The sequence below is a fragment of the Stutzerimonas stutzeri genome (assembly GCF_038561965.1).
Lineage (GTDB): Bacteria > Pseudomonadota > Gammaproteobacteria > Pseudomonadales > Pseudomonadaceae > Stutzerimonas > Stutzerimonas stutzeri_AA.
Genome location: NZ_CP139348.1, coordinates 1,670,999 through 1,696,228 on the forward strand (window position 1 = coordinate 1,670,999; position 25,230 = coordinate 1,696,228).

Sequence of the window (25,230 nt, forward strand, 5' to 3'; positions counted from 1 at the left end):
GGAGTATCCGTTGGGCGTGTGCGATGATGCAAGCCGCTGCAGCAAAACGACGCTTGAGAGGGCTGCTTCTCAGCTGCCGCGAATCAGCTTGCGCAGCAGAAAGCGATTTGGGTGGCAGGCTTCGGCCACTTCCCGCGGCAGCGGCAGCGGTTCGTCATTCAGCCAGGCTGCCAACAGTTCGCCGGACAGCGGTGCGCTGATCATGCCGCGCGAGCCGTGGGCGGTGTTGACGTATAGCCCATCCAGCCAGGGGCAGGGCGCCTGCTGGGACTGCCGCGCATTCTTGCCCAGCGCCGCGTATGTTTCGGCGAAGGCCCGGGGTTCGGCCAGCGGACCAATCATTGGCAGGTAATCCGGACTGGTGCAGCGGAATGCGACGCGCCCTTGCAGCGAATCGGTTTGCTGCGGGTCTGCCTGGAGGCGCTGATACAGGTCGGACGAGATCTGCTCGAGCATTTCCAGGTTCGCCTGATGTTCGGCGACGCTTGGAGCATCGTCGGTCTGCTGGAAGTTGAAGCTTGCGCCAAGGGTGTGTGTGCCGTCGCGTGGTGGCGCGACGTAACCCTTGGCACAGAGCACGGTGCGCAACTGGCCGCTCTCGACATTGGCCGGCAAGCAGGAGATCTGCCCGCGTATGCGCTTGAGCGGCAGCCATTCGCTCTGGCTGAAACGGGCAGCGTCCGCGGCGCCTGCGAGCACCACCACTGGCGCCTCGGCCAGTACCTCTTCGCCAGCCAATACTTGCCAGGATTGGCCGTTGCGCTGCAACTCGAGGGCTTCGCGATGCTGCAGCAGCTCGATGCCCGGCTGCTGCAGCAACCAGCGGCACAGGGCGGGCGGATGGGCCCAGCCGGCGTCGGGATAGAACAGGCCACCCTCGGCCAGTGCCACTCCCGCTAGCGCTTCAGCCGCGTCGCGCGATAGCGGATGGACCAGTGAGGCAGGGAAGGCCGCCGCCAGCTCGGCCTGGCGTTCGCGCTCCTTGTCGTCATAACACAGCTGCAGGACGCCACATGCCTGCCAGTCCTGGCCCGCTTGCAGGTTGGCAAGCAGTCGCCGTGTGTAGCTGAAGCCGCTGACTACCAGCCGCGACAGCGCAGTGCCGTGTGCCGATAGCTTGAGGTAGAGCACGCCCTGAGGGTTGCCGGAGCCTTCTTGAGCGGCCTCGGCATGCCGCTCCAGCACGCTTACCCGCCAGCCCCGGGCAGCCAGCGATGCGGCCGTTGCGCATCCAGCAAGGCCGGCGCCGATCACGACTGCATGACGCTCTGACGCCAGTTGGTTCGGCCGAGCGAACCAGGGTCTGTCCGAAACGCTGGCAGGCGCGGCATGCAGGCGCCCGCGCAGAATCTCGCGCTTGTGGCCAAAACCGGGCACCCGTTGCATGTCGAAGCCGGCCTCGATCAGGCCGCGGCGGACGAAGCCGGCGCTGGTAAAGGTGCCCAGCGTGGCTCCGGGTGCGGACAGCCTGGCCAGCTCGGCGAACAGCGCCGGCTGCCACATCTGGGGATTCTTTGCGGGGGCGAAGCCGTCGAGAAACCAGGCGTCGACCCGCGCATCCAGACTGGGCAGGCAAGCGAGCACGTCGCCGATCAGCAGGGTCAGCACCACGCGTCCGCCGGCAAAGACGAAGCGTTGGAACCCCGGGTTCAGCGCGACGTATTGTTGCAGCAGCACTTCCGCTTGCGGCTGCAGCTCCGGCCACAGTGCGAGCGCGCGCTGCATGTCGTCGCGGCTTAGTGGATGTTTCTCGACGCTGACGAAATGCAGGCGCGCCTGATTATCGGCGGTGCGCTCGAACAGCTGCCAGGCGCAGAGGAAATTCAGGCCCGTACCGAAGCCGGTTTCGCCGATCACCAGATGCTGGTTGCGCTGCAGCGCGGCGAAGCGCTGAGCCAATTCGTTCTGCGCGAGAAACACGTGTTCGGTTTCGGCGAGCCCACTGGCGCGGGAGAAATACACGTCGCCGTACTGGCGCGATTGCGGCAGGCCGTTTTCGTCCCAGTCGAGTTCGGCGTGCAGGAAGGCATCGGAGGCAGAGCGGTCGTTCATGGTGGTTCCTGAATGGGCGGGGCAACGCGACGGGGTCTACCGAGCGTACTGACGCCCGGTGCGCTCGATCAGCCGTCGAGCTGGATTTCCTGCTCCAGGCGTTCGATGGCTGCGTCCAGTTCGTCCAGCGCGGTCTCGCTGTCCGGGTGGTTTTGCTTGAGCAGCGTCTCGCTCTGCTGACAAGCATTGCGCAGCTGCGGCACGCCGCAATAACGGGTCGCGCCGTGCAGCCGGTGCACGCGTTCGATCAGTGCCTGACGATCATTCGCCTGCCTGGCTTCGCGGATGGTCCGGCGATCACCTTCGAGCGATTGCAACAGCATGCCGAGCATATCCTCGGCAAGATCGGCCTTGCCGGCAGCCAGGCGCAGTCCCTCTTCCTCATCGAGGACTTTCAGGTTCGGGTTGGGCTGCGATGTCGGCTCCGCAACACGTTGCGGCTGGCTGCGCAAGGCAAGGCCGGTCCACTTCAGCACCACCTGGGCCAGCTGCCGGTCGCTGATCGGCTTGGTCAGGTAATCGTCCATACCGCTTTGCAGTAGCGAGCGTTTCTCGTTGGCCAGCGCATGCGCGGTCAAGGCGATGATTGGCAGCGGCGTGCTCCCGCTGGTGTGTTCCCAGTGCCGGATGGCTTCGGTGGTTTGCCGGCCGTCCATGCCGGGCATCTGCACGTCCATCAGCGCAAGGTCGAATGTGTGCTGCTTGACCGCCTCCAGCGCAGCGAGCCCGTTGTCCACCGCGATGACCTCGGCGCCCATGTCGCCCAGCAGCGTCTTTACCAGCAGCAGGTTGGCCGGATTGTCATCTACGCACAGTACGCGCGCGGCGCGGCTGGGCACCGGAATCGCAGGCTCGGTGTAAACCTGATTCGGCCGCACCAGTTCCACCAGCACCCGCTGCAACTTGCGCGTGCAGGCCGGCTTGCCCTGCAGCTGTGTATAGCTGTGCACCTCCGGCAGTGAGTCGTGGTAGTGGGCCTGCTCGGTAGTCGGGCACAGCACCACGCATTTGCAGCCGAGCGCCTCGATTTCCATCAGTCGTCGGCTGAGTGCGTCCGGCTCGATTTCGCGACCGGTCACGCCGAGCACGGCGAGGTCGATGAGCTGGCTGCTTTGGCGTTGCTCGCCGATCGCTGCCTGCATCTGATCGAGCGTATCGAAGGTGTGTACTTCGAGGCCGAGACTTTCCAGTTGGTGCTGCAAGGCCTGGCGCGCCAGCGGGTGCTGTTCGAGCAGCGCGATGCGGCGCCCTTGCAGGGCAGGGTGCGGCAGGTCTTCGATGTCATCTCGTGCCTTCGGCAGGCTGAGGCTGATCCAGAACTCCGAGCCTTCGTCGGGAATGCTGTCGACGCCGATCTCGCCGCCCATCTGCTCGATCAGGCGCTTGGAAATGACCAGCCCGAGCCCAGTGCCGCCGGGCTGGCGCGAGATGGAGTTATCCGCCTGGCTAAAGGCCTGGAACAGCGCTCGCAGATCCTGATCGGTCAGGCCGATGCCGGTGTCCTGCACGCTGATGCGCAGCTGGGCCCGATCGGCATTGTCGTCCTCGACCATGGCGCGTACGGCGATGGTGCCTTCGTTGGTGAACTTGATGGCGTTGCTGATCAGATTGGTCAGCACCTGCTTGAGGCGCAGCGGATCGCCCAGCAGTGACAGCGGCGTGTCGCGGTAGACCAGGCTGACCAGCTCCAGGTGCTTGGTATGCGCCGACGGCGCAAGGATGGTCAGGGTGTCTTCGATGAGGTCGCGCAGGTTGAGCGGAATGCTGTCGAGCACCAGCTTGCCCGCCTCGATCTTCGAGAAATCAAGAATCTCGTTGATGATCCCGAGCAGGCTGTCTGCGGACTGCTCGATCGTGCCCAGGTAATCCTGCTGGCGTGGCGTGAGGTCGCTTTTCTGCAGTAGCTGAGTGAAGCCGAGGATACCGTTGAGCGGGGTGCGGATCTCGTGGCTCATGTTGGCGAGAAACTCGGACTTGATCCGGCTGGCCTCCAGAGCCTCCTTGCGCGCCAGGTCCAGTTCGATGTTCTGGATCTCGATGGTTTCCAGATTCTGCTGCACATCCTCGGTGGCCTGGTCGATGCTCTGCTGCAGCTCTTCGCGGGCGCTGAGCAATGCTTCGGCCATGCGATTGATGCCGGAAGCGAGCTCGTCCATTTCGTGGCTGCCCAACGGCTGCAAGCGGGTCTCCAGATGGCCATCCTTGAGCTGTGCGACGGCGGCTTTCACACGCTGTAGCGGCAGGCTGATGGCGCGACTCATGCGCAGCGCCAGCAGGGCCGTGATGATCAAGCCCGCACCAACCAGAAACAGGCTGGTCAGCAGGCTGCGGTAGCCGCGCAGCAGGGTGTTGTGATGCGACAGTTCGAGTTCCAGCCAGCCGATCAGCTTCTCCTCCGGGCCGCGCGTTTCGTCGGCGAGGTTGAGGTGGCGGCTGAGCACCGGCATCAGAATGCGTGTGTGATCCATGCTGCTGACCCGGGTCAGGCCTTCCGGATCGCCCGGAGGCGGCGGCGTCAGCATGCGTGGGCCGGCGTGAACGCGCTGGGTGCGTTCGGGATCGAGGATGGTCACCGCACGGACGTCGGCCTGGTCCAGCACTTGAGTCAGGATGCGCTGCAGGCGCTTGTCATAGCCCAGGTTCATCGCCGGTGCGGCGAGCGGGGCGAGCTGCTCGGCAATCAGTTGGCCACGCTCGTCGAGCTGATGGCGCATCTCGGACAGCTGCATCCAGGTGAAGTAGGCTCCGAGCACTACTGCCAGCAGGGTGCTTGGCAGCAGCGTCAGCATCAGCACGCGGCCACGAATTCCTAGGTCTTTCAGCACAGTCCGTCCACCGATCCTGGGTTGCAGCGCGCTAGTGTAGCGGCTCGGCCCGGTGGAATCTGCACGCCAGATCAAGCCTTGATGCCGCGCCCGTCAGTCCAGGCCGCGAATCTCCTTGCCGTTGAAGTCGGGCAGCTTCCAGTGGAAGGTCATGGCCAGCACTCGGAACAGGAAGCCGCTGCCCAGCGCGGTCAACGTGGCAAGGGTGGTGTTGATCTCCAGCCACAGCATGCCCATGTAGAACACGCCGGTGAACAACGCCACGGTAGCGTAGAGCTCACGCTGCAGGACCATTGGCACCTGGTTGCAGAGTACGTCACGCATCAGCCCACCGAAGATCCCGGTGATCACGCCGGCCAGCACCACGATGGACGGGTGCGCACCCATGCCCATCGCTACGTCGCAGCCGATCACGGTGAATGCCACCAGGCCGAGACCATCCACCAGCAGGAACACCATGCGCAGGTGATGCAGGTGGCGGGCGATGAAGCCGGTGACGATCGCCGCGCCGATGGTGAAGGTGAGGTATTCCGGATGGGCAATCCAGCCGACCGGGTAATGGCCAAGCAGCACGTCGCGTGCGGTGCCGCCACCCAGTGCCGTCACGGTGCCGAGCAGGCAGATGCCGAACAGGTCCATGCCCCGGCGCATGCCCATGATGGCGCCGGACATGGCTTCGGCCATGATGGCAATCAGGTAGATGGTGTGCAGCAATTCCACGACGGTACTCCGGACGGGCTAGGCTGCACGCCTGTGGGGCGCTGCAGCTTGGGATGCGCGATTATGGAGCAACGATGGCTTAATTTGTCGTGGCTAAGTATTTTTAGGCCATCCAAACATTTTCTTAATCAGTGGCTCGCATGAATCTCGATCCGAAGCAGACCGAAGCGTTTCGCACGGTTATCCGTACTGGCAGCTTCGAACAGGCTGCGCAGCGCCTGCACCTGACGCCTCCGGCTATCTCCCAGCGGGTGCGCGCACTGGAGAGTGCGCTGGGCAGCGCGCTGGTGGTACGCAGCCGACCCTGCCGGCCTACCGAAACCGGCCAGCGCCTGCTGCAGTACCTCAAGCGCGCCACCTTGCTCGAGGCTGATCTGCTGGCGGACCTTGCCGAGCGCAGCGATGCGCCGCTGGTAGTGGTCGCGGCACTCAATGCCGACAGCCTGGGAACCTGGTTCTTTCCGGCGCTGGCCGAGGTGCTGATCCGCGAGCGGGTATTGCTGGACCTCACCGTCGAGGACCAGGATCACACCTACAGCCTGCTGGAAACGGGCCTGGCTATCGGTTGTATCAGTACCGAACCCAAGCCCATGCGCGGCTGCACGGCGAGCCCGTTGGGCAGCATGCGCTACCGTTTGGTGGCATCGAGCGAGTTCCGCGCCAAGCACTTCGCCAACGGGCTGACCCGCAATGCCGCACGCAGGGCGCCGGTGGTCGCCTACACGCGCAAGGACACCCTGCAGTCATCCTTCCTGCTGCGCCGCTTCGGACTGCCGGAGGGTGCTTATCCCTGCCATTTCGTCCCAGGTGCCGAGCCGCACTTCAGCGCGATTCGCTACGGCCTGGGTTACGGCATGGTGCCCGAACTGTTGCTGCATGATGCGCTGAGCGCCGCTGAGGTGGTCGACCTGGCGCCCGACGAGCCGCTGGAAATCGCGCTGTACTGGCATACCTGGAAGGTGCAATCGCCGCGCATGGAGCACCTTTCGCGGCAGATTATCGAGGCGGCACCGAAGATTCTTGCGCGGCCCTAGCCAGGCCGGGAACGCGCTATGCGTCCGAAGTGCTGCCGGTCAGCCGAGACGGTCTGCCCGTCGTCGAGCGTTGCCGGTATCATGGCCACCTCTTCAGATGCCGTGCGACGCCATGACTACACACTATCCGACCATTGCCGATTGCATCGGCAACACCCCGCTGGTTCGTCTGCAGCGGATACCGGGTAAGACCAGTAACATTATTCTGGTCAAGCTCGAAGGCAACAATCCGGCCGGCTCGGTCAAGGATCGTCCGGCACTGTCGATGATCAACCGCGCCGAGGTGCGCGGCGACATTCAGCCGGGCGACACCCTTATCGAGGCGACCTCCGGCAACACCGGGATTGCCCTGGCCATGGCGGCGGCGATCAAGGGTTACCGGATGATCCTGATCATGCCGGACAACTCCACGGCCGAGCGCAAGGCGGCGATGACCGCCTATGGCGCCGAACTGATCCTGGTCAGCAAGGAGCAGGGCATGGAAGGTGCCCGTGATCTGGCGTTGAAGATGCAAGCCGAAGGTCGCGGCAAGGTGCTCGATCAGTTCGCCAACGGTGACAACCCCGAGGCGCACTACAACAGCACCGGGCCGGAACTCTGGGAGCAAACCCAGGGCAACATCACTCATTTCATCAGCTCGATGGGGACCACCGGTACGATCATGGGCGTTTCGCGCTACCTCAAGGAGCGGAACCCGGACGTGCAGATCATCGGCCTGCAGCCGATGGAAGGCGCGGCTATCCCCGGCATCCGCCGCTGGCCCCAGGAGTACCTGCCGAAGATCTACCAGGCCGAGCGTGTCGACCGCGTCGTCGACATGTCGCAGGCCGAAGCCGAGCAGGTGATGCGTCGCCTTGCCCGCGAAGAGGGCATCTTTTGCGGTGTGTCCTCCGGTGGTTCCGTGGCCGCGGCGCTGCGCCTGTCGCAGGAGGTCGAGAACGCGGTGATCGTGGCGATCATCTGCGACCGCGGCGACCGCTATCTCTCGACCGGCGTGTATGACGCGCCCAATTGACTGGCTCATCAGCGGCGCGCTCCATGCGCCGCATTGCGTCGCCCATGACATCCCCAACGAACAGAACAGCGCAGGTTCCAGCTGATGGCCAAACGTAGCGGCGCTCTGCGCTTTCAACCCAGCGGTGGCGAGCGCAAGCCCCAGGTGCCGATCGGCAAGAAGCAGCGTCTGAATATCCAACGGCTGGCCAATGACGGGCGCGGCATTGCCTTCGTCGAAGGGCGCACCTGGTTCGTCGAAGGCGCATTGCCTGGCGAAGAGGTCGAGGCGCGTGTGCTGTCCGCACGTAGCCAGATCGTCGAGGCGCGCTGCGAGCGCGTGCTCCAGGCCAGTGCGCAGCGGCAGGTCGAACCCTGCCCGCATGCCCGTCTGTGTGGCGGCTGCAACCTGCAGCATGCCCCTATTGCCGATCAGCTGGCGCTCAAACAGCACGCGCTCAGCGAGCAGCTCAGCCGTTTGGCCGATCTGCAGCCGGAATCCTGGGCTGAGCCGCTGGTTGGCCCAGCCTTCGGCTATCGCCGTCGCGCTCGGCTGGCGGTGCGCTGGGACGTCAAGAGCAAGCAGCTGGACATCGGGTTTCGCGCCAGTTCCAGCCAGGAGATCGTCTCAATCGAGCAGTGCCCGGTTCTGGTACAGCCCTTGCAATCGCTGCTGCCGGCATTGCTGACGGCACTGCGTGATCTGAGCAAGCCACAGGCGATCGGCCATATAGAGCTGTTCAGCGGCACGGCGGAGGCGGTGCTGGTTCGCCATACCGCAGCCTTGCCGGAAGTAGACGTAGCACGCTTGCGCAGCTTCGCTAGTGCCAATCGGACGCAGCTCTGGTGGCAGGGTGAAGGCGAGCCACAAGCGGACGATCCCGCGGCTACGCTGGGCTACCGACTGGAGGCTTGGGATCTGGAGCTGGCGTGGCGACCAGGCGACTTCGTTCAGGTCAACGCGCCGGTCAACGATGCGATGGTCGCACAGGCACTGGCGTGGCTGGCAGCGGGCAAGGATGAACGCGTACTCGACCTGTTCTGCGGGCTGGGCAACTTCAGCCTGCCGCTGGCGCGCAGCGGCGCCCAGGTGACTGGTGCGGAGGGGGTCGAGGCGATGGTGGCGCGGGCACAGGAGAACGCCCGCCACAATAGCTTGGAATACGCGCACTTTTATCGGGCCGACTTGTCGAAGCCGCTTGCCGATGCCCCCTGGGCAGGCAAAGGGTTCGCCGCGGTACTGCTCGATCCGCCACGCGACGGTGCGCTGGAAATCGTTCGACAAATGTCGATGCTGAAGGCCCAGCGCGTGGTCTATGTTTCATGCAATCCGGCCACCCTGGCGCGCGATGCGCGCGAGCTGGCCAGCCAGGGATATCGTCTGAAGCGTGCGGGTGTGCTGGATATGTTCCCGCAAACCGCCCACGTTGAGGCCATGGCGTTGTTCGAGCGGGGTTAGCGCTCGAAGCTGCATTCTTGACAGGCGACTTGCCTGTGGTTCAACCGACCGGCACACAGAATGTCGGCGTTCATGGCGCAGCTGCTGCGCAGAAGGGAAGGTTAGATGGTACAGGTCAGAGCGCTTCAGCCGATCAATACGGACGGCAGTATCAACCTGGATGGCTGGCTCGATCATGTGTTGGGGATGGACCCGGCACTCGACCGCGCGGCCTTGAAAGAAGCCTGCGAGTTCGCCCGCGAGGCGGAACAGCAGGCCAACGCGGCGCAGAATCTCTGGAGTGAAGGTACCTCCAGCTACCAGATCGGCCTCGAGATCGCCGAGATATTGGCCGACCTCAAACTCGATCAAGACAGCCTGGTTGCAGCCGTAATCTACCGTGGCGTACGTGAAGGCAAGATTCAGCTGGCCGATGTAAACCAGCGTTTTGGCGCGGTGGTAGCCAAGCTGGTCGAAGGCGTGCTGCGCATGGCAGCGATCAGCGCCAGTCTCAATTCTCGTGAATCCCTGGTGCTCGGCTCCCAGGCGCAGGTGGAAAATCTGCGCAAGATGCTCGTGGCCATGGTCGACGACGTGCGCGTCGCGCTGATCAAGCTGGCCGAACGGACCTGCGCCATTCGCGCCGTCAAACTGGCCGACGATGAGAAGCGCCAGCGGGTTGCCCGCGAAGTCTTCGATATCTACGCGCCACTGGCTCATCGTCTGGGCATCGGTCATATCAAGTGGGAACTGGAGGATCTGTCCTTCCGCTACCTCGAGCCCGAGCAGTACAAGCAGATCGCTCAATTGCTGCACGAGCGTCGCCTCGATCGCGAACAGTACATCCAGAACGTCGTGCAGCAGCTCAAGGACGAGCTGACCGCCACCGGTATCCAGCCCGACATCGACGGGCGCGCCAAACACATCTATTCCATCTGGCGGAAAATGCAGAAGAAGGGTCTGCAGTTCAGTCAGATCTACGACGTTCGCGCCGTTCGCGTGCTGGTGCCGGAAGTCCGTGATTGCTACACCGCGCTGGGTATCGTGCACACCCTGTGGCGGCACATTCCCAAGGAATTCGACGACTACATCGCCAACCCCAAGGAAAACGGTTACCGCTCGCTGCACACTGCCGTGATCGGGCCGGAGGGCAAGGTGTTGGAGGTGCAGATCCGCACCCAGGCGATGCACGAAGAGGCCGAGCTGGGCGTCTGCGCGCATTGGCGTTACAAGGGCACCGACGTCAATTCCGGCTCCGACCATTACGAGGAAAAGATCGCCTGGCTACGTCAGGTGCTCGAGTGGCATGAAGAACTCGGCGATATCGGCGGCCTGGCCGATCAGCTGCGAGTGGATATCGAGCCGGATCGGGTCTATGTATTCACCCCGGATGGCCACGCCATCGACCTGCCCAAGGGCGCGACGCCGCTGGACTTCGCCTACCGCGTGCACACCGAGATCGGCCACAACTGCCGTGGTGCCAAGATCAACGGGCGCATCGTGCCGCTCAACTACAGCCTGCAAACCGGCGAGCAGGTGGAGATCATCACCAGCAAGCACGGCTCGCCGAGCCGCGACTGGCTGAACCCGAACCTGGGCTACATCACCACCTCGCGCTCGCGGGCGAAGATCGTCCACTGGTTCAAGCTGCAGGCCCGTGATCAGAACGTCGCCGCCGGCAAGGCACTGCTGGAGCGCGAACTGGGCCGTCTGGACCTGCCGCCGGTGGACTTTGACAAGCTGGCCGAGAAGGCCAACCTGAAGGGCGCCGAGGACATGTTCGCCGCGCTGGGGGCTGGCGACCTGCGCTTGGCGCATCTGGTCAACATGGCGCAGCAACTGGTCGAGCCGGAGCGTGGTTACGACCAGCTGGAATTGATTCCGCGCCGCTCGGCGCCTTACAAGCCAGGCAAGCGCGGGGACGTGCAGATCCAGGGCGTCGGCAACTTGCTGACGCAGATGGCCGGCTGCTGCCAGCCGCTGCCGGGCGACCCCATCGTCGGTTACATCACCCAGGGCCGTGGCGTCAGCATTCATCGCCAGGACTGCCCGTCGGTGCTGCAACTGGCCGGACGCGAGCCGGAACGGATCATCCAGGTCAGCTGGGGTCCGGTGCCGGAGAAGACTTATCCGGTGGAAATCATGATCCGCGCCTACGACCGCGCCGGCCTGTTGCGCGACATCTCGCAGATGCTGCTCAACGAGCGTATCAACGTGCTGTCGATGAACACCCGCTCGAACAAGGAAGACAGCACCGCACAGATGACGCTGACCATCGAGATTCCTGGGCTGAATGCCCTGGGTCGCTTGCTCAGCCGCATTTCGCAGCTGCCGAATATCATCGAAGCCAAGCGCCAGCGGGCGACGTAAGGCGCAAGGCCGGCGGTGGCGCCGGTCGCCACGGTGGATGGGTGGATGGGTGGATCGTCATCCTCCCTACCTGCAATATGGTTTGCGGCGTTTGGCCGCGACCGAACCGTAGGGTGGCTGTCGCTTCTTGTATCCACCCTGATGCCATCAGCATCCGTCACCAGCCCTCGATTCGCTGAGGAGTCCCATGTACCAACTCAACGACCTCCTGCATCTTATGGCTCGGCTGCGCGACCCGCAGCATGGCTGCCCATGGGATCTGCAGCAGGACTACGCGAGCATCGTGCCGCACACGCTGGAGGAGGCCTACGAGGTCGCCGATGCCATCGAGAACGGCGATTTCGATCATCTGCCCGGCGAGCTGGGCGACCTGTTGTTTCAGGTCGTTTACTACAGCCAGCTGGCCAAAGAAGAGGGGCGCTTCGAGTTCGCTAGCGTGGTCGATGCCATTACCCGCAAGCTGATCCGCCGCCACCCGCACGTCTTTCCAGACGGCGATCTGTATGGCTCGCCGGAGCTGCCACGGCTCGACGAGTCGGCCATCAAACAGCGCTGGGAAGCGATCAAGGCCGAGGAGCGTGCCGAGAAGGCTGCCGCACCTGAACAGCTGTCATTGCTCGACGACGTACCGAACGCATTGCCGGCGCTCAGCCGGGCTGCGAAATTGCAGAAGCGCGCCGCCCAGGTCGGTTTCGACTGGCCCGAGGCGCTGCCGGTGGTGGACAAGGTGCGCGAGGAGCTCAGCGAAGTGCTTGAGGCAATGAGCGAGAACGATCCACAAGCCATCGCAGAGGAACTGGGCGACCTGCTGTTCGTCGTGGTCAACCTGGCGCGCCATCTCAAGGTCGATCCTGAGAACGCCCTGCGTGCCGCCAACGGCAAGTTCGAGCGGCGTTTCCGCTTTATCGAACAGGCATTGCGCGAAGCGGGGCGGCCCATCGAGGACTGCGATCTCGAGGCGCTCGACGCGCTCTGGGGCGAGGCCAAGAAAGCCGAACGATCCTCCTCCTGCGGCTAATGGCGTTTCCGGGGTGGATGTGGCTTTTCACATCACCCACAATGCCGCTCGGTGGAGCGAAGCAGTTTCCCACCGGCGCCCAACTTGAATTCATGACGAGACGAGCCGAAACATGAGTCTTTCCCTCCGTGACCAGTTGCTCAAAGCTGGACTGGTCAACGAAAAGCAGGCCAAGCAGGCCGTCAAGCAGAAGCAGAAGCAGCAGCGCCTGGAGAAGAAAGGCCAGGTCGAGAAGGACGACTCGCAGCGCGAGGCAGCACTGAAGGCGCAGGCGGAAAAGATCGCCCGCGACCAGGAGCTCAACCGCCAGCAGCAACAGAAGGCTGAGCAGAAGGCCCGCACCGCGCAGATCAAGCAGCTGATCGAGACCAGCCGCCTGCCCAAGCTGACCACCGAGGACTACTACAACTTCGTCGACGACAAGAAGGTCAAGCGCCTGTCGGTGAACAAGCTGATGCGTGACAAGCTGGCCAGTGGCTCGCTCGCCATCGTGCGTCATGGCGGTGGTTACGAGGTGATTCCGCGTGAGGCCGCGCTGAAGATCCAGGAACGCGATCCACATCGCGTGGTGCAGCTCAATACCCGCACCGAAGAGCCGGACGCCGACGATCCGTACGCCGCTTATCAGGTGCCGGACGATCTGATGTGGTGATCCCTTGCGGCGGGCGCGATGTCCGACGGAAGGTTGGATAGAAACGCCCCGCCTGCATCTCTACTACAGACCTGCCCGCAGCTGCGGGCAAATGCAGTGGAGAAGATCATGCCCGCTCAGTCGATTCGCTATATCCCTAATGCCGATACCCTGTACTGGCGCGCCGCTGGTGTGCCCGGTGACCCCGAAGAGCCAGGGGTTCCGACGCAGCCTACGGAGCCTGGTGAGCCTACGGTTCCCGATCAGCCACCGCCCGCGCCGGTTGCCTGAACCGCCCGCCGACAACCCGATACCTGCGCTGTCGTTTGCACAATGCGGCGCAGGGTTATCTGCTAGCTGCTCGGCTGTTTTGCATCAGAAGCTTCACTCGCCGAACGGGTACGTGTCCGGAACGATCTCCGCATCGATCTGTTGCGGGCCGATCGGCGTGACGGCGCGGGTTTGCTCCAGCCATATCAGCGCATCGAACTGCTCGGCCAGGATCGCGCGGAAGTAGTGCGATTGCCGCTCAGTCAGGGGCCGGTAGATCACTCCGATGGCGCGCTCCAGCCTCGGCTGGGCGAGCGCCTTGCGCAGCTCATGCTGATCGTTGCGCCAGTCGGTCAGTGAAATCGGCACGCCGGCCCTCAGGAATAGCTGCTCCCAGCTGTCTGCTCTGGAAGGGATGACCTGCTTGACCTGCATCGGCTCGTCCCAATTGTCGGCAGCTGCCACTTCGCCGCGGTCGGTCGCCATTCCGATCAGCACCGCATCGCTGCCGAAGGCGGTACGACAGAGTTCGCCGATATTGAATTCTCCTCCCCAGCCCATTGAGGTCGCCGCGGCATTGCCGATGTGGGAGTTGTGCGCCCAGACCACGGCCTTGGCGTCCGGCCCGCGATGTTCGAGCAGCGCCTTCAGGGTGTCGAACATATGGCGGTCACGCAGGTTCCAGGATTCGCTCGAACCACGGTACATGGCGCGGTAGTAATGCTCCGCGGCAAGTACCACACGGGCGTTGCGTTCGGCGTTGAAGAAGCGTTCGCCGTCCTGGCCGATGAGCTCGAGACGCTGTGCGAGCAGGGCTTGCAGCTGTTCGAGCACTGCCTCCTCGCAGGAGGGCTGGCCGAGCATGACGTTGTGGCCATAGACGGCCGGATCTTCCTGCCACGGGCTGAGGCAACCGTATCGCCGCCGCGCCGCAGCCGCCGCCTCTGGGTCAGTGCGATCGAGATAGCGCAAGACCTCTTGAATCGAACTGCCCAGGCTGTAGACGTCCAGGCCGCGAAATTCGACGCGTTGTTCGGCTGTCAGGGTTTCGTTGTGCGCGCGCAGCCAGCAAACGAATTGTTGGACCTCTCGGTTTCGCCACATCCAGCTCGGGAAACGCTTGAACGCGTCCTCCACCCAGGCAACGGGCATGCGTTGTCGACTGTAACAATCGATTTGCGCGGCGTCCGGCCAGTCGGCCTCGACCGCGACGATGGTAAAGCCGTGCTTTTCGATCAGGCGCCGGGTGATCGCGGCGCGGGCCTGGTAGAACTCGGATGAGCCATGGCTGGCTTCGCCAATCAGCACCACACGGGCATCGGCATAGCGCTCGAAGGCATCGGCAAAGTGCGGGTCGTCCACCGCCGGCAGGTGCTCGGCATGCTGGCGCAGCAAGGCTACCAGCTGCTCTTCGGGCGGGCCGGATGGATGGGTACGCGAAGCGTTCATGACTCGAACTCCTCATGCAGAACACCTAACGGATGACTGAACATCCGGTTGGTTGTTCCTCGTACTGCGACCAAAGCTGCTAACTTTGAAGGTGAGGGACCGAACTGCCGGCGCCGGATGGGTCTAAAAACTTACAAAAACCAAGATGCGCGTTATTACGCGCACACGGGTTTATTTAAGGCGAGGGGCATTCCATGACGACCTGGATCATTGCGTATAACAAAGACGGCAACACTTCGACGCTGAAGATCGACTCCGAGCATCAGCCTGATATCGACGAGGCCGTTGATCTCGTCACGCGCAAGGCAGAGGAGCTGTATCCGGATCAGGAGTTCGAGCATGAGCACGACCCTGATCTGGAGGACACCCCAGCCACACGCCTGGCCGAGCGTTACGGCATCACCATTACGGGCATATCCCAGGCCTGACGGGTACTGGCCGCGCCAGCGGCCAGACTTCTCCATCCCCAACCACATAGATCTGCCAGCGATCTTCCGCTGTCACCGTCATCGTGCCGGTGAAGTCGCCGAAGGCCGGCAGCAGGCTGAGCCGCTCGCCGATGCAGAAACACGGCAGGCGCAAGCTTTGCCGGCCTTTTCCTGAGAGGCGAAACGCTGGGTGAAGATGGCCGGCCAGGACGTGATGCGTGGGGTGCGGGTCGGGTTCATGCTGCAATGCAAACGGGCCGAGCAGCAGAGGCTCGGGAACTACACGCATTCCCAGGCTTGTCGGCGGGTCCCCGGCACGCCGGTCGTGGTTGCCGCGGATCAGCGTTATCGCTAGGCCTGAGTGCTTGGCTCGCCATTCATGCAATTGCGCGAGAACCGCCGGCGTCTGCGATTCCGGCGCGTGAAGAAAATCGCCTAGGAAGATCAGCTGCTCGCAGCGAAAGCGAGCGAGCAGGGCGTCGAGCCGTTGCAGGTTCGCCTGGGTCGTGCCGTGCGGTACCGGTTGCCCGAGTCGCCGGTAGGCGGCCGCCTTGCCAAAGTGAATGTCGGCGATCAGCAGTGCTTGGTGTTCCGGCCAGTAAATCGCCTTTTCTGCGAGCAACCAGAGCTCGGTCTGTTCAAGTTGGATCGACAGGTAAGAATTCATTGCCGCAGTTTATCTCAGGCTCGGCATGCGCCGACCGATGGATCACAGCGCCAGGCTAGGGCCGTGGGATCGGAGGTCTGGGGGTCGCGGTTATCAGTGAGCGGGTGCCTACGAAATGATCGTAATCGATGTTGCGCAGGGTCCTGGCCGTTGATAGTTGCTTGCTCCGAAGAGCGTTTCAAGGCTCGGAGAATTCCAAGTTCGCCTCTCTACAGGTCGCGCCTGCGGAAGCGTTCTTGCTGTTTGCATAGGGCGAAACTCTCGGTAGACCCGCTTGGATCAACGTAAGCGTGCTTTCTAAGTGGACGGCTTTGGCTTTGGCTTCTTCAAGCGTGGCGTACCGTCCTTGGTCTTGCGCGGTTTGCGCGTGGGGCTGGTCTCCCGTTCCACCACGATGTCGGCGCCAGCCCCTGGCTGGTAACCACCGGGACCTGCCGCCTTGTCCAGTTCGGCGACCATGCGGCGGATGCGGTCGGCGAGCTTTTCCGAACTCATGCTTTCGCGGAAGCGCTCGACCATCAGCGGGAATGCCAGCGGTGTGGTGCGTTTGACCGGATGAATGTCCAGCTGACGCTGCTGGAGCCGGCTCATGGTCTGCTCCAGCCGCTCGACCTCCAGTTCCTGTCGCAGCACTTCTTCTTCGGCCTGGGTCAGCAGCAGATTGGCCGGGTCGTATTGCCGGAACACATCGAAGAACAGCCCGCTGGAGGCCTGCAGCTGTCGGGCGCTTTTCTGCGCGCCGGGGTAGCCCGAAAACACCAGCCCCGCGATGCGCGCGATTTCCCGAAAGCGCCGGCGCGCCAGTTCGCCTGCGTTGAGGCTGGCGAGCACGTCATACAGCAGACTGTCCTGGCTGAACAGTTCGGGTGTCAGCCATTGCAGCCAGTCCACTTCGGTTGCCGAGAGCAGTTCGAAACCGTAGTCGTTGACTGCGATGGAAAAGGTCAGCGGCTGGCGCTGGCCCATGCGCCAGGCCAGCAGGCTGGCGAGCCCCAGATGTACGTGGCGGCCGGCGAAGGGGTAGAGGAACAGGTGCCAACCTTCGCGCGACTTCATCACCTCGGCCAGCAACGTATTTTCGGTGGGCAGCGCCGACCAGTCCATTTGCACGCGGAGCAGGGGTTCGACCAGGCGCATCTCGGGACTGTCGAACTGGCCGCGTGAGGCGGCGCCGAGCTGCTCGACCACGGCATCGGCCAGTTCGCTCGATAGCGGCATCCGCCCGCCATTCCAGCGTGGCACGGCGGCTTTCTTGCCCGTGGCGCGGCTGACGTAGGCGGTCATGTTTTCCACTCGCACCAGCTCCAGCAGGCGTCCACCGAAGAGGAAGTTGTCACCGGGCCGCAGGCGCGCAATGAACCCTTCCTCGATGCTGCCCAGCGAGCGGCCGCTGCCGCCCTTGGCCCAGAACTTCACCGTCAGGCTGGCATCGCTGACGATGGTGCCGATGCCCATGCGATGACGCAGCGCCACGCGGCGGCTCGGCACCTTCCACAGGCCCGTTTCATCCGGCTCGACGCGCTGGTAATCCGGGTAGGCGGTCAACGAATGGCCGCCATGCCGCACGAAAGCCAGTGCCCATTGCCAGTGGTCATCGGTGAGCTCGCGGTAGGACCAGGCCTGGCGCACCTCGGCGAACAACTGCTCGGGGCGAAAACCGCCGCCCAGCGCCATGCTCACCAGGTGCTGTACCAGCACGTCCAGCGGTCGATGGGGCGCGCTGCGGGCCTCGATTCGGCGTTCGGCGATTGCGACCTGTGCGGCGACGGCTTCCACCACCTCCACGCTGTGAGTGGGCACCAGCGTGACCCGGGAGGTTCGTCCCGGCGCGTGGCCGGAGCGACCTGCTCGTTGCATCAGCCGCGCCACGCCCTTGGGCGAACCGATTTGCAGCACCCGTTCGACCGGCAGGAAATCGACTCCGAGATCCAGGCTCGAGGTGCAGACCACCGCCTTGAGGGCGCCTTGCTTGAGGCCCAGCTCTACCCAGTCACGCACCTCGCGCGCCAGCGAGCCGTGGTGCAGCGCGATCAGCCCGGCCCAGTCCGGCCGCGCGCCGAGGATTGCCTGGTACCAGATCTCGGACTGTGAGCGGGTGTTGGTGAAGACCAGGGTGGTGGCGACCGAGTCGATCTCCTCGACCACCTGCGGCAGCATGCGCAGCCCGAGATGACCGGCCCAGGGGAAGCGTTCGATGCTCGGCGGCAGCAACGTATCGACGCGCAGGTCCTTGTCGACCTTGCCCTGCACCAGCTTGCCGCTGCCGGGATGCAGCAGCACCTCGAGGGCGTGAGACTGGTTGCCCAATGTCGCCGACAACCCCCATACGATCAGCTCCGGCACCCACTGGCGCAGCCGCGCCAGGGCCAGCTGCAGTTGCACGCCGCGCTTGTTGCCCAGCAGCTCGTGCCATTCATCGACCACCAGCATGCGTAGCCCAGCGAAGGCCTGGCGCGCATCGGCGCGAGTCAGGAGCAGGGTCAGGCTTTCCGGTGTGGTCACCAGCGTGCTCGGCAGCCTTCGTCCCTGGCGGGCGCGTTCGGCACTGCTGGTGTCGCCGGTGCGCAGGCCGATGCTCCAGTTGATGCCCAGATCGTCCAGCGGTGCCTGCAGGGCGCGCGCGGTATCGGCCGCCAGCGCGCGCATCGGGGTGATCCAGAGGACGGTGAGCGGAGCGGGTTTGTCTGACGATGGTTTGGCGCTCTTCTGCGGGCCTTTCGCCGGCAAGCCCGCTCCTACAGAAGCGAAATGATTGAGCGCGCCCAGCCAGACAGCGTAGGTTTTGCCCGACCCAGTCGTGGCGTGCAAGAGGCCAGATTCGCCGTTCTCTACGGCCTGCCAAACATCCTGCTGAAAGGGGAAAGGTTGCCAGCCTTTTTTAGCGAACCAGCCGACACCATGAGACATGTGTTTTTTAGCCATAAGTCGCGCCATGGCGGGATCTATGACAGTAGGGCGCGCAGCTGCAATGTCGGGTTTCAGCAGAAACAGCAAATAGGAGTGTGGAAGAGCTTTTGTAGGAGAAAGATTGCTCGCGAACCGAGAACACCGCATGGCTGCGGTTCGCCAGCAAGCTGGCTCCTACGAAACGGCAGCGATTCACCGGCAGGCGCAACGATTTCAGTATGGGAAGTTCATTCGAGAGACGTACTGTCATAAACGCGCTTTTCCTGTAGCAGCGAGCTTGCTCGCGAGCCAGGGGTTCCACGGTGATGCGTATCGCCAACAAACGAGCTTTACGGATAAGAGCCGGGCTTCTTTGGCTGAGGGCATCATCCCAGCAATTCCTTCAACGTCTCCAGGCTATCGGCCTCGTCCACAGGCTTGTCGAGGCGCCAGCGCAGCATGCGCGGAAAGCGTACGGCAATGCCGCTTTTGTGGCGGCTGCTAGCGGCGATGCCCTCGAAGCCGAGCTCGAACACCAATGTCGGGGTGACGCTGCGCACGGGCCCGAACTTCTCCACGGTGGTCTTGCGCACGATGGCGTCGACCTTGCGCATCTCCTCATCGGTCAGTCCGGAGTAGGCCTTGGCGAAGGGCACCAGCTTGCGCTCTGGGTTGCCCGGCTCGCCATCCCAGACCGCAAAGGTGTAGTCGGTGTAGAGGCTGGCGCGACGCCCATGGCCGCGCTGGGCATAGATCAGCACAGCATCGATGGAATACGGCTCGATCTTCCATTTCCACCAGACGCCGACGTCCTTGGTCCGGCCGACACCGTACTGGGCCGCCCGGGCCTTGATCATCATCCCTTCAACGCCACGCGCACGGGACGCCTCGCGCTGCCGGGCCAGATCGTGCCAGTCGTTTCCGCTTATCAGCGGTGAAAGCATAAGCCTCGGGTCCGCGCACCGGGCAACCACAGCTTCAAGCTGTTTCCGCCGCTCGCGGTGCTGGCGTTGTCGCCAGTCGTCGCCTTGCCATTCCAACAGGTCGTAGGCGAGCACTGCGACGGGCGCATCGGCTAGCACTTTCGCCGTCAGGTTCTTGCGCCCGATACGCTGCTGCAACAGAGAGAAGGGCTGCACGCCGAAGCCATCGGCGCTGGGCTCGCCGGTGCTGGCGCCGTCGAACAGCTCGCCGGCTGGGGTCTCCGGGGCGTGCTTCCAGACCAGAATCTCACCGTCGATCACCGTGCCGTCCGGCAAACCGACGGCCAGCTCGCAGAGCTCGGGAAATCGCTCGCTGACCAGCTCTTCGCCACGGGACCAGACCCAGACCTGCCCATCGCGCTTGACCAGTTGCGCGCGGATGCCATCCCACTTCCATTCGATGAACCAGTTATCCGGCGCGCCGAGCAGCGTGTCGAAATCATCCACCGGCGCCTGCAGAGAATGGGCTAGAAAAAAGGGGTAGGGCTGGCCTCCACGCTGCGCGTGTTCATGCTCGGACTCGTCGGCGATCAGGGCCAGGTAGCGCTCGGCGCTGGGACGGTGGGACAGGTCGGTGTAGCCGACCAGGCGCTGCGCGATCCGTTTGGGATCGAGATCGACCAGCGAGGCCAGCGCTCGGGTGACGAGCAGCTTCGAGACGCCCACGCGAAAGGCACCAGTGATCAACTTGATGCAGACCATCAGGCTGAGCCGGTCAAGCTGTGCCCATAGTGCTGGCAGACGTTCGGCCAGTTCTCCAGGCGGCAGGCCGCGCAGTGGCAGCAGCTTGTCCTGCATCCATACGGCGAGGCCTTCGTTGGAACTGTGCGTGGCTTCGGGCATCAGCAGCGAGATGGTTTCGGCCATGTCACCCACCGCCTGGTAGCTTTCCTCGAACAGCCATTCCGGCAGCCCGGAGGCTTGCATGGCGGTTTCGCGCAGCACTCGGGTCGGGACCAGTTGGCGCGGCCGGCCACCGGAGAGGAAGTACACGGCCCAGGCGGCGTCAGCAGGATCGGCTTCACGGAAATAGTCACGCATCGCGGCGAGCTTGGCGTTGCTCGACGTGGTGGCGTCGAGGCGGCTGTAGAGGGTGGCGAAAGCTCTCATTGGGGATCGCCAGCAAGACCGCGGGCAGGCAATTCGCAAGCAAGCTCGCCCCTACGGGGGCGTCGCCGTACTTCAGCGTGGGTGTGCTTGCGGCGGCTCATTCGGCCTCCAGGGTCGCGGCGTCGTCCTCTTCGCCGTACTCGGTCTCGAATGCCTGCGCATCAAGCCCGCGCATCTCGCGCAGATAGCGGACCAGGATCGGCACGGAGCCATGCGTCACCATTACCCGCTCAGCACCGGTCTGTTCGATGGCCCAGAGCAGACCCGACCAGTCGGCATGGTCGGAGAGCACGAAGCCGCGGTCGACACCACGCCGACGGCGGGTCCCGCGCAGCATCATCCAGCCGCTGGCGAAGGCGTCGGCATAATCGCCGAAACGGCGCATCCAGGTGCTGCCGCCGGCAGAAGGCGGAGCCAGGATGATGGCCTGCTTCAAACGCGGGTCGCCATTTTTCAGATCGCCGGCGTAGACGGTGGGAGGCAGATAAACACCGCCTTCCCGGTAAACCTTGTTCAGCGGCTCCACCGCTCCATGGACGACGATGGTGCCGATACTTTCGTCCAGCCCGTGCAGGATGCGCTGCGCCTTGCCGAAGGCGTAGCAGAACAGCACGCTGGCGCGCCCGGCTGCGGCATTGGCGCGCCACCAGTCGTTGATGTCGCGAAAGACAACGCCCTGCGAGGGCCACTTGTAGATAGGTAGGCCGAAGGTCGATTCGGTAATGAACGTGTGGCAGCGCACTGGCTCGAAGGGTGCGCAGGTGCCGTCCGGCTCGACCTTGTAGTCGCCCGAGGCCACCCAGACTTCGCCTTTGTATTCCAACCTCACCTGGGCCGAGCCGAGTACATGGCCGGCAGGATGAAAGCTGAGTTTGACGCCGTGATGCTCAATGGACTCGCCGTAGCGCAGCGTCTGCAATGGCATGTCGGCGGCAATCCGCGAGCGCAGGATGCCTTCGCTGTCACTGGATGCCAGGTAATGACCCATGCCCCAGCGCGCGTGGTCGCCATGGGCGTGGGTGATGACGGCGCGTTCGACCGACCGCCAGGGATCAATGTAGAAATCACCGGGCGGGCAATAGAGGCCTTCGGGGCGGGCAACGACGAGGTCCATTGAACACGACAGCTTGAGGGGCTTGCAGAGTTGGAGCCCAGTGTGGCGCTGCGAGTTCGCTTTCCGCGGTGGCGGGGATTCTATTCAAGAAGGATGGGAGGGGCGCGAGACGCCGGTGGGCCGGGCGGGGTTCCGCTTTAGCCCAGCGTGTTTTCGAGATCGGCCAATCAGTCCTGCAGCTTGAGATGCGAGGTATCCGGCACCACCGCGGCCGTGTCGCGCGGGACTTCGCCCATGTCACTGCCCACCGGCGCCAGGCTGAACTGGGAGAGGTCTACACGGGGCGCCTCGGGCTCGGGATGGGCGTCCTGCAGGTCGACGCCCACGGGTGCGATGCCGAAGTCCGGTGCTTCGACGTCTATGAAGGCTGCCATGTACTCGTCGCGGGGCGTCACCTTGAGCGCTGCCGGGGACGCATTCGAAGTGCTCGGTGCGGTTGCGGTGCTTGCCGCTGGGGTCGCGGGTGGTGGCGGTGCCAATTCGATTTCCTCGACATCCACCGGCATCGGTTTGACCTCTACCTGCGCACCGGCGCGTTCCATCGCCTGGCGATACTTTTCCACGGCGGCGAAGTCGAGGTTCTGCTTGATGACGATGCGTCGTCCGGAGAACAGCAACGCGATGCGCTGGGCGTCCGCCTGAAACAGTTTGGTCAGGTTGGCTTCGACCTGCTCGAGCCTGGCGCCGGGGAGCAGCTGGCCGGAAAAGGCGATTTCGTAGAGGCTCATGGGTGCTGCTCCTTTGTGGCGCTGCCGGTGACGTGGTAGCGGCAGTACCGCCGCGGATGGAACGTTAATCGAGATGGCGATGATCTGGCAAAGCGCAAAGTGCTGCACTTGCCGCTGTCACAAGTTCGCCAGTTGCCGTGTCTTGTTCAGGGCAGCGGAGCGAACAGGGCGTCGATATCCTGTTCGCCGAGCTGCCAGCCGGCATCGCCGGAGCCTTCGAGCACCCCGGCGGCCAGCTCGGCCTTGCGTGACTGCAGCTGGCGAATCCGCTCCTCGACGGTGCCGCGGGTAATCAGGCGATAGACGAACACCGGCTTGTCCTGGCCGATACGATAGGCGCGGTCGGTCGCCTGATTCTCCGCTGCCGGATTCCACCAGGGGTCGTAGTGGATCACCGTGTCGGCGGCCGTCAGATTGAGCCCGGTGCCGCCGGCCTTCAAGCTGATCAGGAACAGCGGGACTTCACCAGCCTGGAAGCGCTCGACAGGTGTGCGCCGGTCATCGGTCTCACCGGTCAGCTTGACGTAGGCAATGCCGCGCTTGTGCAGCGCCTGCTCGATCAGCGTCAGCATCGAGGTGAACTGGGAAAACAGTAGTACCCGGCGGCCTTCGCTCATCAGTTCGTCAAGCATCTCCAGCAGGCTGTCCAGCTTGCCCGAGCTGCTGCCGCGTGTAGCCCGCGTCGACTCGCCCTTGAGCAGGCGCAGATCGCAGCAGACCTGGCGCAGTTTGAGCAAGGCTTCGAGGATGACCATCTGGCTGCGCGCCAGGCCTTTGCGCTCGATCTCGTCACGCACCTTGCGGTCCATTGCCAGGCGCAGCGTCTCGTAGAGTTCGCGCTGGGCATCGTTGAGTTCGACCCAGTGGACGAACTCGTTCTTCGCGGGCAATTCGGTCGCCACCTGCTCTTTGGTACGACGCAGTAAAAAGGGCCGGATGCGCGCGCGAAGATGGCTCAGTCGAGCGTCGTCGCCATGCTTCTCGATGGGATTGCGATAGTCCTGAGTGAAGCGCTTGGCGTCGCCGAGCCAGCCGGGCATGAGGAAGTGGTACAGCGACCAGAGTTCGCCGAGGTGGTTTTCCAATGGGGTGCCGGTCAGGCACAGACGCTGCCGTGTCTGCAGTGCCCGCGCGGCCTGTGCCGCTTTGCTGGAGGGATTCTTGATGTGCTGGGCTTCATCGAGAATCAGCACGTGCAGCGGTTGTTCGCACAGTACGGCGATATCACGGGTCAGCAAGGCATAGCTGGTCAGCAGCAGATCATGCTTGGCAAGTTCGCCGAAATGCTTCTGGCGACTGGTGCCCGTCAGGGTCAGCACCCGCAGCTGCGGCGCGAAACGCCTGGCCTCGTCCTGCCAGTTGGGAATCAGGCTGGTCGGCATCACCACCAAGGCCGGGCGGTCGAGGCGCCCGGCCTGTTTTTCCACCAGGATGTGGGCGAGGCTCTGTAGCGTCTTGCCGAGGCCCATGTCATCGCCGAGGATGCCGCCCGCGTCCAGTTCGCGCAGCGTCTGCATCCAGGCCAGGCCCTGCAACTGATAAGGCCGCAGCGTAGCGTTGAGCATGGCTGGTGCCGGGCATGCCTGAATGCTCGGACTGTGCAGCCGCCCGGCGAATCGTCGCAGCCGTTCGCCCCCGTGCCAGTGTGGGCTGAGGCTCTCGAGCCCGGCCAGGCGTGCACCGTCAGCCTTGCTCAGGCGCAGCGAAGGGCCATCCATTGGCTCCTGCATGTAGAGTTCGCCGAGCGTCGCCAGAATCGGTTTGATCCGCGCGAACGGCAGCAAGACCTGTAAGGGTTGCCCGTCGCGCTGGCTCGATCTTTCCAGCTGCACGCGCAGCTGCTCGTCGTCGCTGCGCTGGGCGAGGGCGCGGGGCGTCAGTAACTGTGGATTCTGGCGAATCAGGCGCAACAGCACCGGTAATATGCCGATGCGCTGACCGCCCACGACGATGCCCAAATCAAGATCGAACCACTCGTCATCGGCGGATTCATCGACTGCCGCGTACCAGCTATCGATGGTCGTCAGGTCATAGGCGAAGCCGGGGTGAATATCGATCTGCCAGCCCTGGCGTTGCAGTTCGGGCAACTGCTGCTGAACGAATCTGAGCCAAGCCTCCTCGCCGGGCAGCTGAAACATTTCGCCCGAGTCCTTCGGCAGCGCCAGGCTCTGGCGCAGTGCCGGGCGAAAGCCCAACTGTTCCAGCTGTTTGCGCAGCGCCTGTTCGGCCTGCGCATGGCGGGCGATCAGCTGCAGCTCACCGCCAGCCAGATGGCGGATGCGCTCGCCGTTGCGTTTGCCGTGGATGCTTGCCTCGCCATAGAGGAACGACAGGCCGGCGCGGTGCTGATGGTCGCTGACCATGCGCTGGTTGCCAGGCTGGTAGTTGATCGCCTGATGACTGCCGAGACTGAGCAGCGGGACCGGGAGCAGGTCGTCAACCAGTCGTTCCTTGCGCGGAACCAGGGGAGGGGCCATCGATCAGCTCCTCACCGCAAAAGCGAAGTGAGCCAGA

18 protein-coding genes are annotated in these 25,230 nt (G+C 63.8%); 8 read left to right on the plus strand and 10 right to left on the minus strand.

Annotation, left to right across the window (positions count from 1 at the left end; translation table 11 throughout):
- Positions 1–69: 69 nt before the first annotated feature.
- The 3 genes from mnmC to SM130_RS07700 all read right to left on the minus strand — a co-directional run bounded on the left by mnmC (position 70) and on the right by SM130_RS07700 (position 5,597).
- Positions 70–2,052 carry a bifunctional tRNA (5-methylaminomethyl-2-thiouridine)(34)-methyltransferase MnmD/FAD-dependent 5-carboxymethylaminomethyl-2-thiouridine(34) oxidoreductase MnmC gene (mnmC, locus tag SM130_RS07690; protein WP_102823518.1) on the minus strand — a complete coding sequence of 661 codons (1,983 nt, stop codon included), beginning with the start codon at positions 2,050–2,052 and terminating at the stop codon, positions 70–72.
- Between the two features lie 68 nt (positions 2,053–2,120).
- Entirely contained in the window at positions 2,121–4,877 is a 2,757-nt protein-coding gene (locus SM130_RS07695; RefSeq protein WP_181019207.1) for a response regulator, read from the minus strand.
- A 93-nt stretch (positions 4,878–4,970) separates the two neighbouring features.
- Positions 4,971–5,597 (minus strand): trimeric intracellular cation channel family protein, encoded by a 627-nt coding sequence (locus tag SM130_RS07700; protein WP_102823519.1) that lies wholly within the window; start codon positions 5,595–5,597, stop codon positions 4,971–4,973.
- 140 nt (positions 5,598–5,737) lie between these two features.
- On the opposite strand from SM130_RS07700, the gene SM130_RS07705 reads away from it, so the two are divergent.
- From SM130_RS07705 to SM130_RS07735, 7 genes are all read left to right on the plus strand, one after another.
- Positions 5,738–6,631 (plus strand): HTH-type transcriptional regulator ArgP, encoded by an 894-nt coding sequence (locus SM130_RS07705; RefSeq protein ID WP_102823520.1) that lies wholly within the window; start codon positions 5,738–5,740, stop codon positions 6,629–6,631.
- Positions 6,632–6,743: 112 nt separating this feature from the next.
- Entirely contained in the window at positions 6,744–7,646 is a 903-nt protein-coding gene (cysM, locus tag SM130_RS07710; RefSeq protein WP_102823887.1) for a cysteine synthase CysM, read from the plus strand.
- An 84-nt stretch (positions 7,647–7,730) separates the two neighbouring features.
- Positions 7,731–9,083, plus strand: a complete 1,353-nt coding sequence (rlmD, locus tag SM130_RS07715; protein ID WP_102823521.1) for a 23S rRNA (uracil(1939)-C(5))-methyltransferase RlmD — start codon at positions 7,731–7,733, stop codon at positions 9,081–9,083.
- 105 nt (positions 9,084–9,188) lie between these two features.
- On the plus strand, positions 9,189–11,432 hold the full coding sequence (relA, locus tag SM130_RS07720; RefSeq protein WP_102823522.1) for a GTP diphosphokinase: 2,244 nt from the start codon (positions 9,189–9,191) through the stop codon (positions 11,430–11,432).
- 187 nt (positions 11,433–11,619) lie between these two features.
- A complete protein-coding gene (mazG, locus tag SM130_RS07725; protein ID WP_102823523.1) occupies positions 11,620–12,450 on the plus strand; it encodes a nucleoside triphosphate pyrophosphohydrolase in 831 nt (276 codons plus the stop codon).
- Between the two features lie 112 nt (positions 12,451–12,562).
- Positions 12,563–13,102: a DUF2058 domain-containing protein gene (locus tag SM130_RS07730; RefSeq protein WP_102823524.1), complete on the plus strand. Its 540-nt coding sequence runs from the start codon at positions 12,563–12,565 to the stop codon at positions 13,100–13,102.
- 108 nt (positions 13,103–13,210) lie between these two features.
- The gene (locus SM130_RS07735) at positions 13,211–13,372 is read left to right on the plus strand and encodes a hypothetical protein (RefSeq protein ID WP_342369127.1); all 162 of its coding nucleotides are present in this window, start codon (positions 13,211–13,213) and stop codon (positions 13,370–13,372) included.
- Positions 13,373–13,465: 93 nt separating this feature from the next.
- On the opposite strand, the gene SM130_RS07740 is transcribed toward SM130_RS07735, so the two are convergent.
- The gene (locus SM130_RS07740; RefSeq protein ID WP_102823526.1) at positions 13,466–14,800 is read right to left on the minus strand and encodes an erythromycin esterase family protein; all 1,335 of its coding nucleotides are present in this window, start codon (positions 14,798–14,800) and stop codon (positions 13,466–13,468) included.
- 194 nt (positions 14,801–14,994) lie between these two features.
- Here SM130_RS07740 and SM130_RS07745 point away from each other — a divergent pair, with 194 nt between their 5' ends.
- On the plus strand, positions 14,995–15,228 hold the full coding sequence (locus SM130_RS07745; protein WP_102823527.1) for a hypothetical protein: 234 nt from the start codon (positions 14,995–14,997) through the stop codon (positions 15,226–15,228).
- On the opposite strand, the gene pdeM is transcribed toward SM130_RS07745, so the two are convergent.
- From pdeM to SM130_RS07775, 6 genes are all read right to left on the minus strand, one after another.
- On the minus strand, positions 15,206–15,895 hold the full coding sequence (pdeM, locus tag SM130_RS07750; protein WP_102823528.1) for a ligase-associated DNA damage response endonuclease PdeM: 690 nt from the start codon (positions 15,893–15,895) through the stop codon (positions 15,206–15,208). The two genes, SM130_RS07745 and pdeM, sit on opposite strands and share 23 nt — an antisense overlap.
- Before the next feature lie 297 nt (positions 15,896–16,192).
- A complete protein-coding gene (locus SM130_RS07755) occupies positions 16,193–18,817 on the minus strand; it encodes a ligase-associated DNA damage response DEXH box helicase (protein WP_102823529.1) in 2,625 nt (874 codons plus the stop codon).
- Positions 18,818–19,167: 350 nt separating this feature from the next.
- Complete coding sequence (locus tag SM130_RS07760; protein WP_102823530.1) at positions 19,168–20,874, minus strand: ATP-dependent DNA ligase; 1,707 nt, start codon at positions 20,872–20,874, stop codon at positions 19,168–19,170.
- Between the two features lie 97 nt (positions 20,875–20,971).
- On the minus strand, positions 20,972–21,988 hold the full coding sequence (locus SM130_RS07765) for a ligase-associated DNA damage response exonuclease (RefSeq protein WP_102823531.1): 1,017 nt from the start codon (positions 21,986–21,988) through the stop codon (positions 20,972–20,974).
- Between the two features lie 167 nt (positions 21,989–22,155).
- A complete protein-coding gene (locus SM130_RS07770; RefSeq protein ID WP_102823532.1) occupies positions 22,156–22,716 on the minus strand; it encodes a hypothetical protein in 561 nt (186 codons plus the stop codon).
- A gap of 146 nt (positions 22,717–22,862) precedes the next feature.
- Positions 22,863–25,193, minus strand: coding sequence for a DEAD/DEAH box helicase (locus tag SM130_RS07775; RefSeq protein WP_102823533.1), 2,331 nt, complete (start codon positions 25,191–25,193; stop codon positions 22,863–22,865).
- Positions 25,194–25,230: the final 37 nt, after the last annotated feature.

Bases quoted from the DNA above. Each gene is read 5' to 3' on its own strand.
- mnmC (WP_102823518.1), bottom strand. From the start codon at position 2,052: ATGAACGACCGCTCTGCCTCCGATGCCTTCCTGCACGCCGAACTCGAC.
- SM130_RS07705 (WP_102823520.1), top strand. From the start codon at position 5,738: ATGAATCTCGATCCGAAGCAGACCGAAGCGTTTCGCACGGTTATCCGT.
- cysM (WP_102823887.1), top strand. From the start codon at position 6,744: ATGACTACACACTATCCGACCATTGCCGATTGCATCGGCAACACCCCG.
- rlmD (WP_102823521.1), top strand. From the start codon at position 7,731: ATGGCCAAACGTAGCGGCGCTCTGCGCTTTCAACCCAGCGGTGGCGAG.
- relA (WP_102823522.1), top strand. From the start codon at position 9,189: ATGGTACAGGTCAGAGCGCTTCAGCCGATCAATACGGACGGCAGTATC.
- mazG (WP_102823523.1), top strand. From the start codon at position 11,620: ATGTACCAACTCAACGACCTCCTGCATCTTATGGCTCGGCTGCGCGAC.
- SM130_RS07730 (WP_102823524.1), top strand. From the start codon at position 12,563: ATGAGTCTTTCCCTCCGTGACCAGTTGCTCAAAGCTGGACTGGTCAAC.
- SM130_RS07735 (WP_342369127.1), top strand. From the start codon at position 13,211: ATGCCCGCTCAGTCGATTCGCTATATCCCTAATGCCGATACCCTGTAC.
- SM130_RS07740 (WP_102823526.1), bottom strand. From the start codon at position 14,800: ATGAACGCTTCGCGTACCCATCCATCCGGCCCGCCCGAAGAGCAGCTG.
- SM130_RS07745 (WP_102823527.1), top strand. From the start codon at position 14,995: ATGACGACCTGGATCATTGCGTATAACAAAGACGGCAACACTTCGACG.
- pdeM (WP_102823528.1), bottom strand. From the start codon at position 15,895: ATGAATTCTTACCTGTCGATCCAACTTGAACAGACCGAGCTCTGGTTG.
- SM130_RS07755 (WP_102823529.1), bottom strand. From the start codon at position 18,817: ATGGCTAAAAAACACATGTCTCATGGTGTCGGCTGGTTCGCTAAAAAA.
- SM130_RS07760 (WP_102823530.1), bottom strand. From the start codon at position 20,874: ATGAGAGCTTTCGCCACCCTCTACAGCCGCCTCGACGCCACCACGTCG.
- SM130_RS07765 (WP_102823531.1), bottom strand. From the start codon at position 21,988: ATGGACCTCGTCGTTGCCCGCCCCGAAGGCCTCTATTGCCCGCCCGGT.
- SM130_RS07770 (WP_102823532.1), bottom strand. From the start codon at position 22,716: ATGAGCCTCTACGAAATCGCCTTTTCCGGCCAGCTGCTCCCCGGCGCC.
- SM130_RS07775 (WP_102823533.1), bottom strand. From the start codon at position 25,193: ATGGCCCCTCCCCTGGTTCCGCGCAAGGAACGACTGGTTGACGACCTG.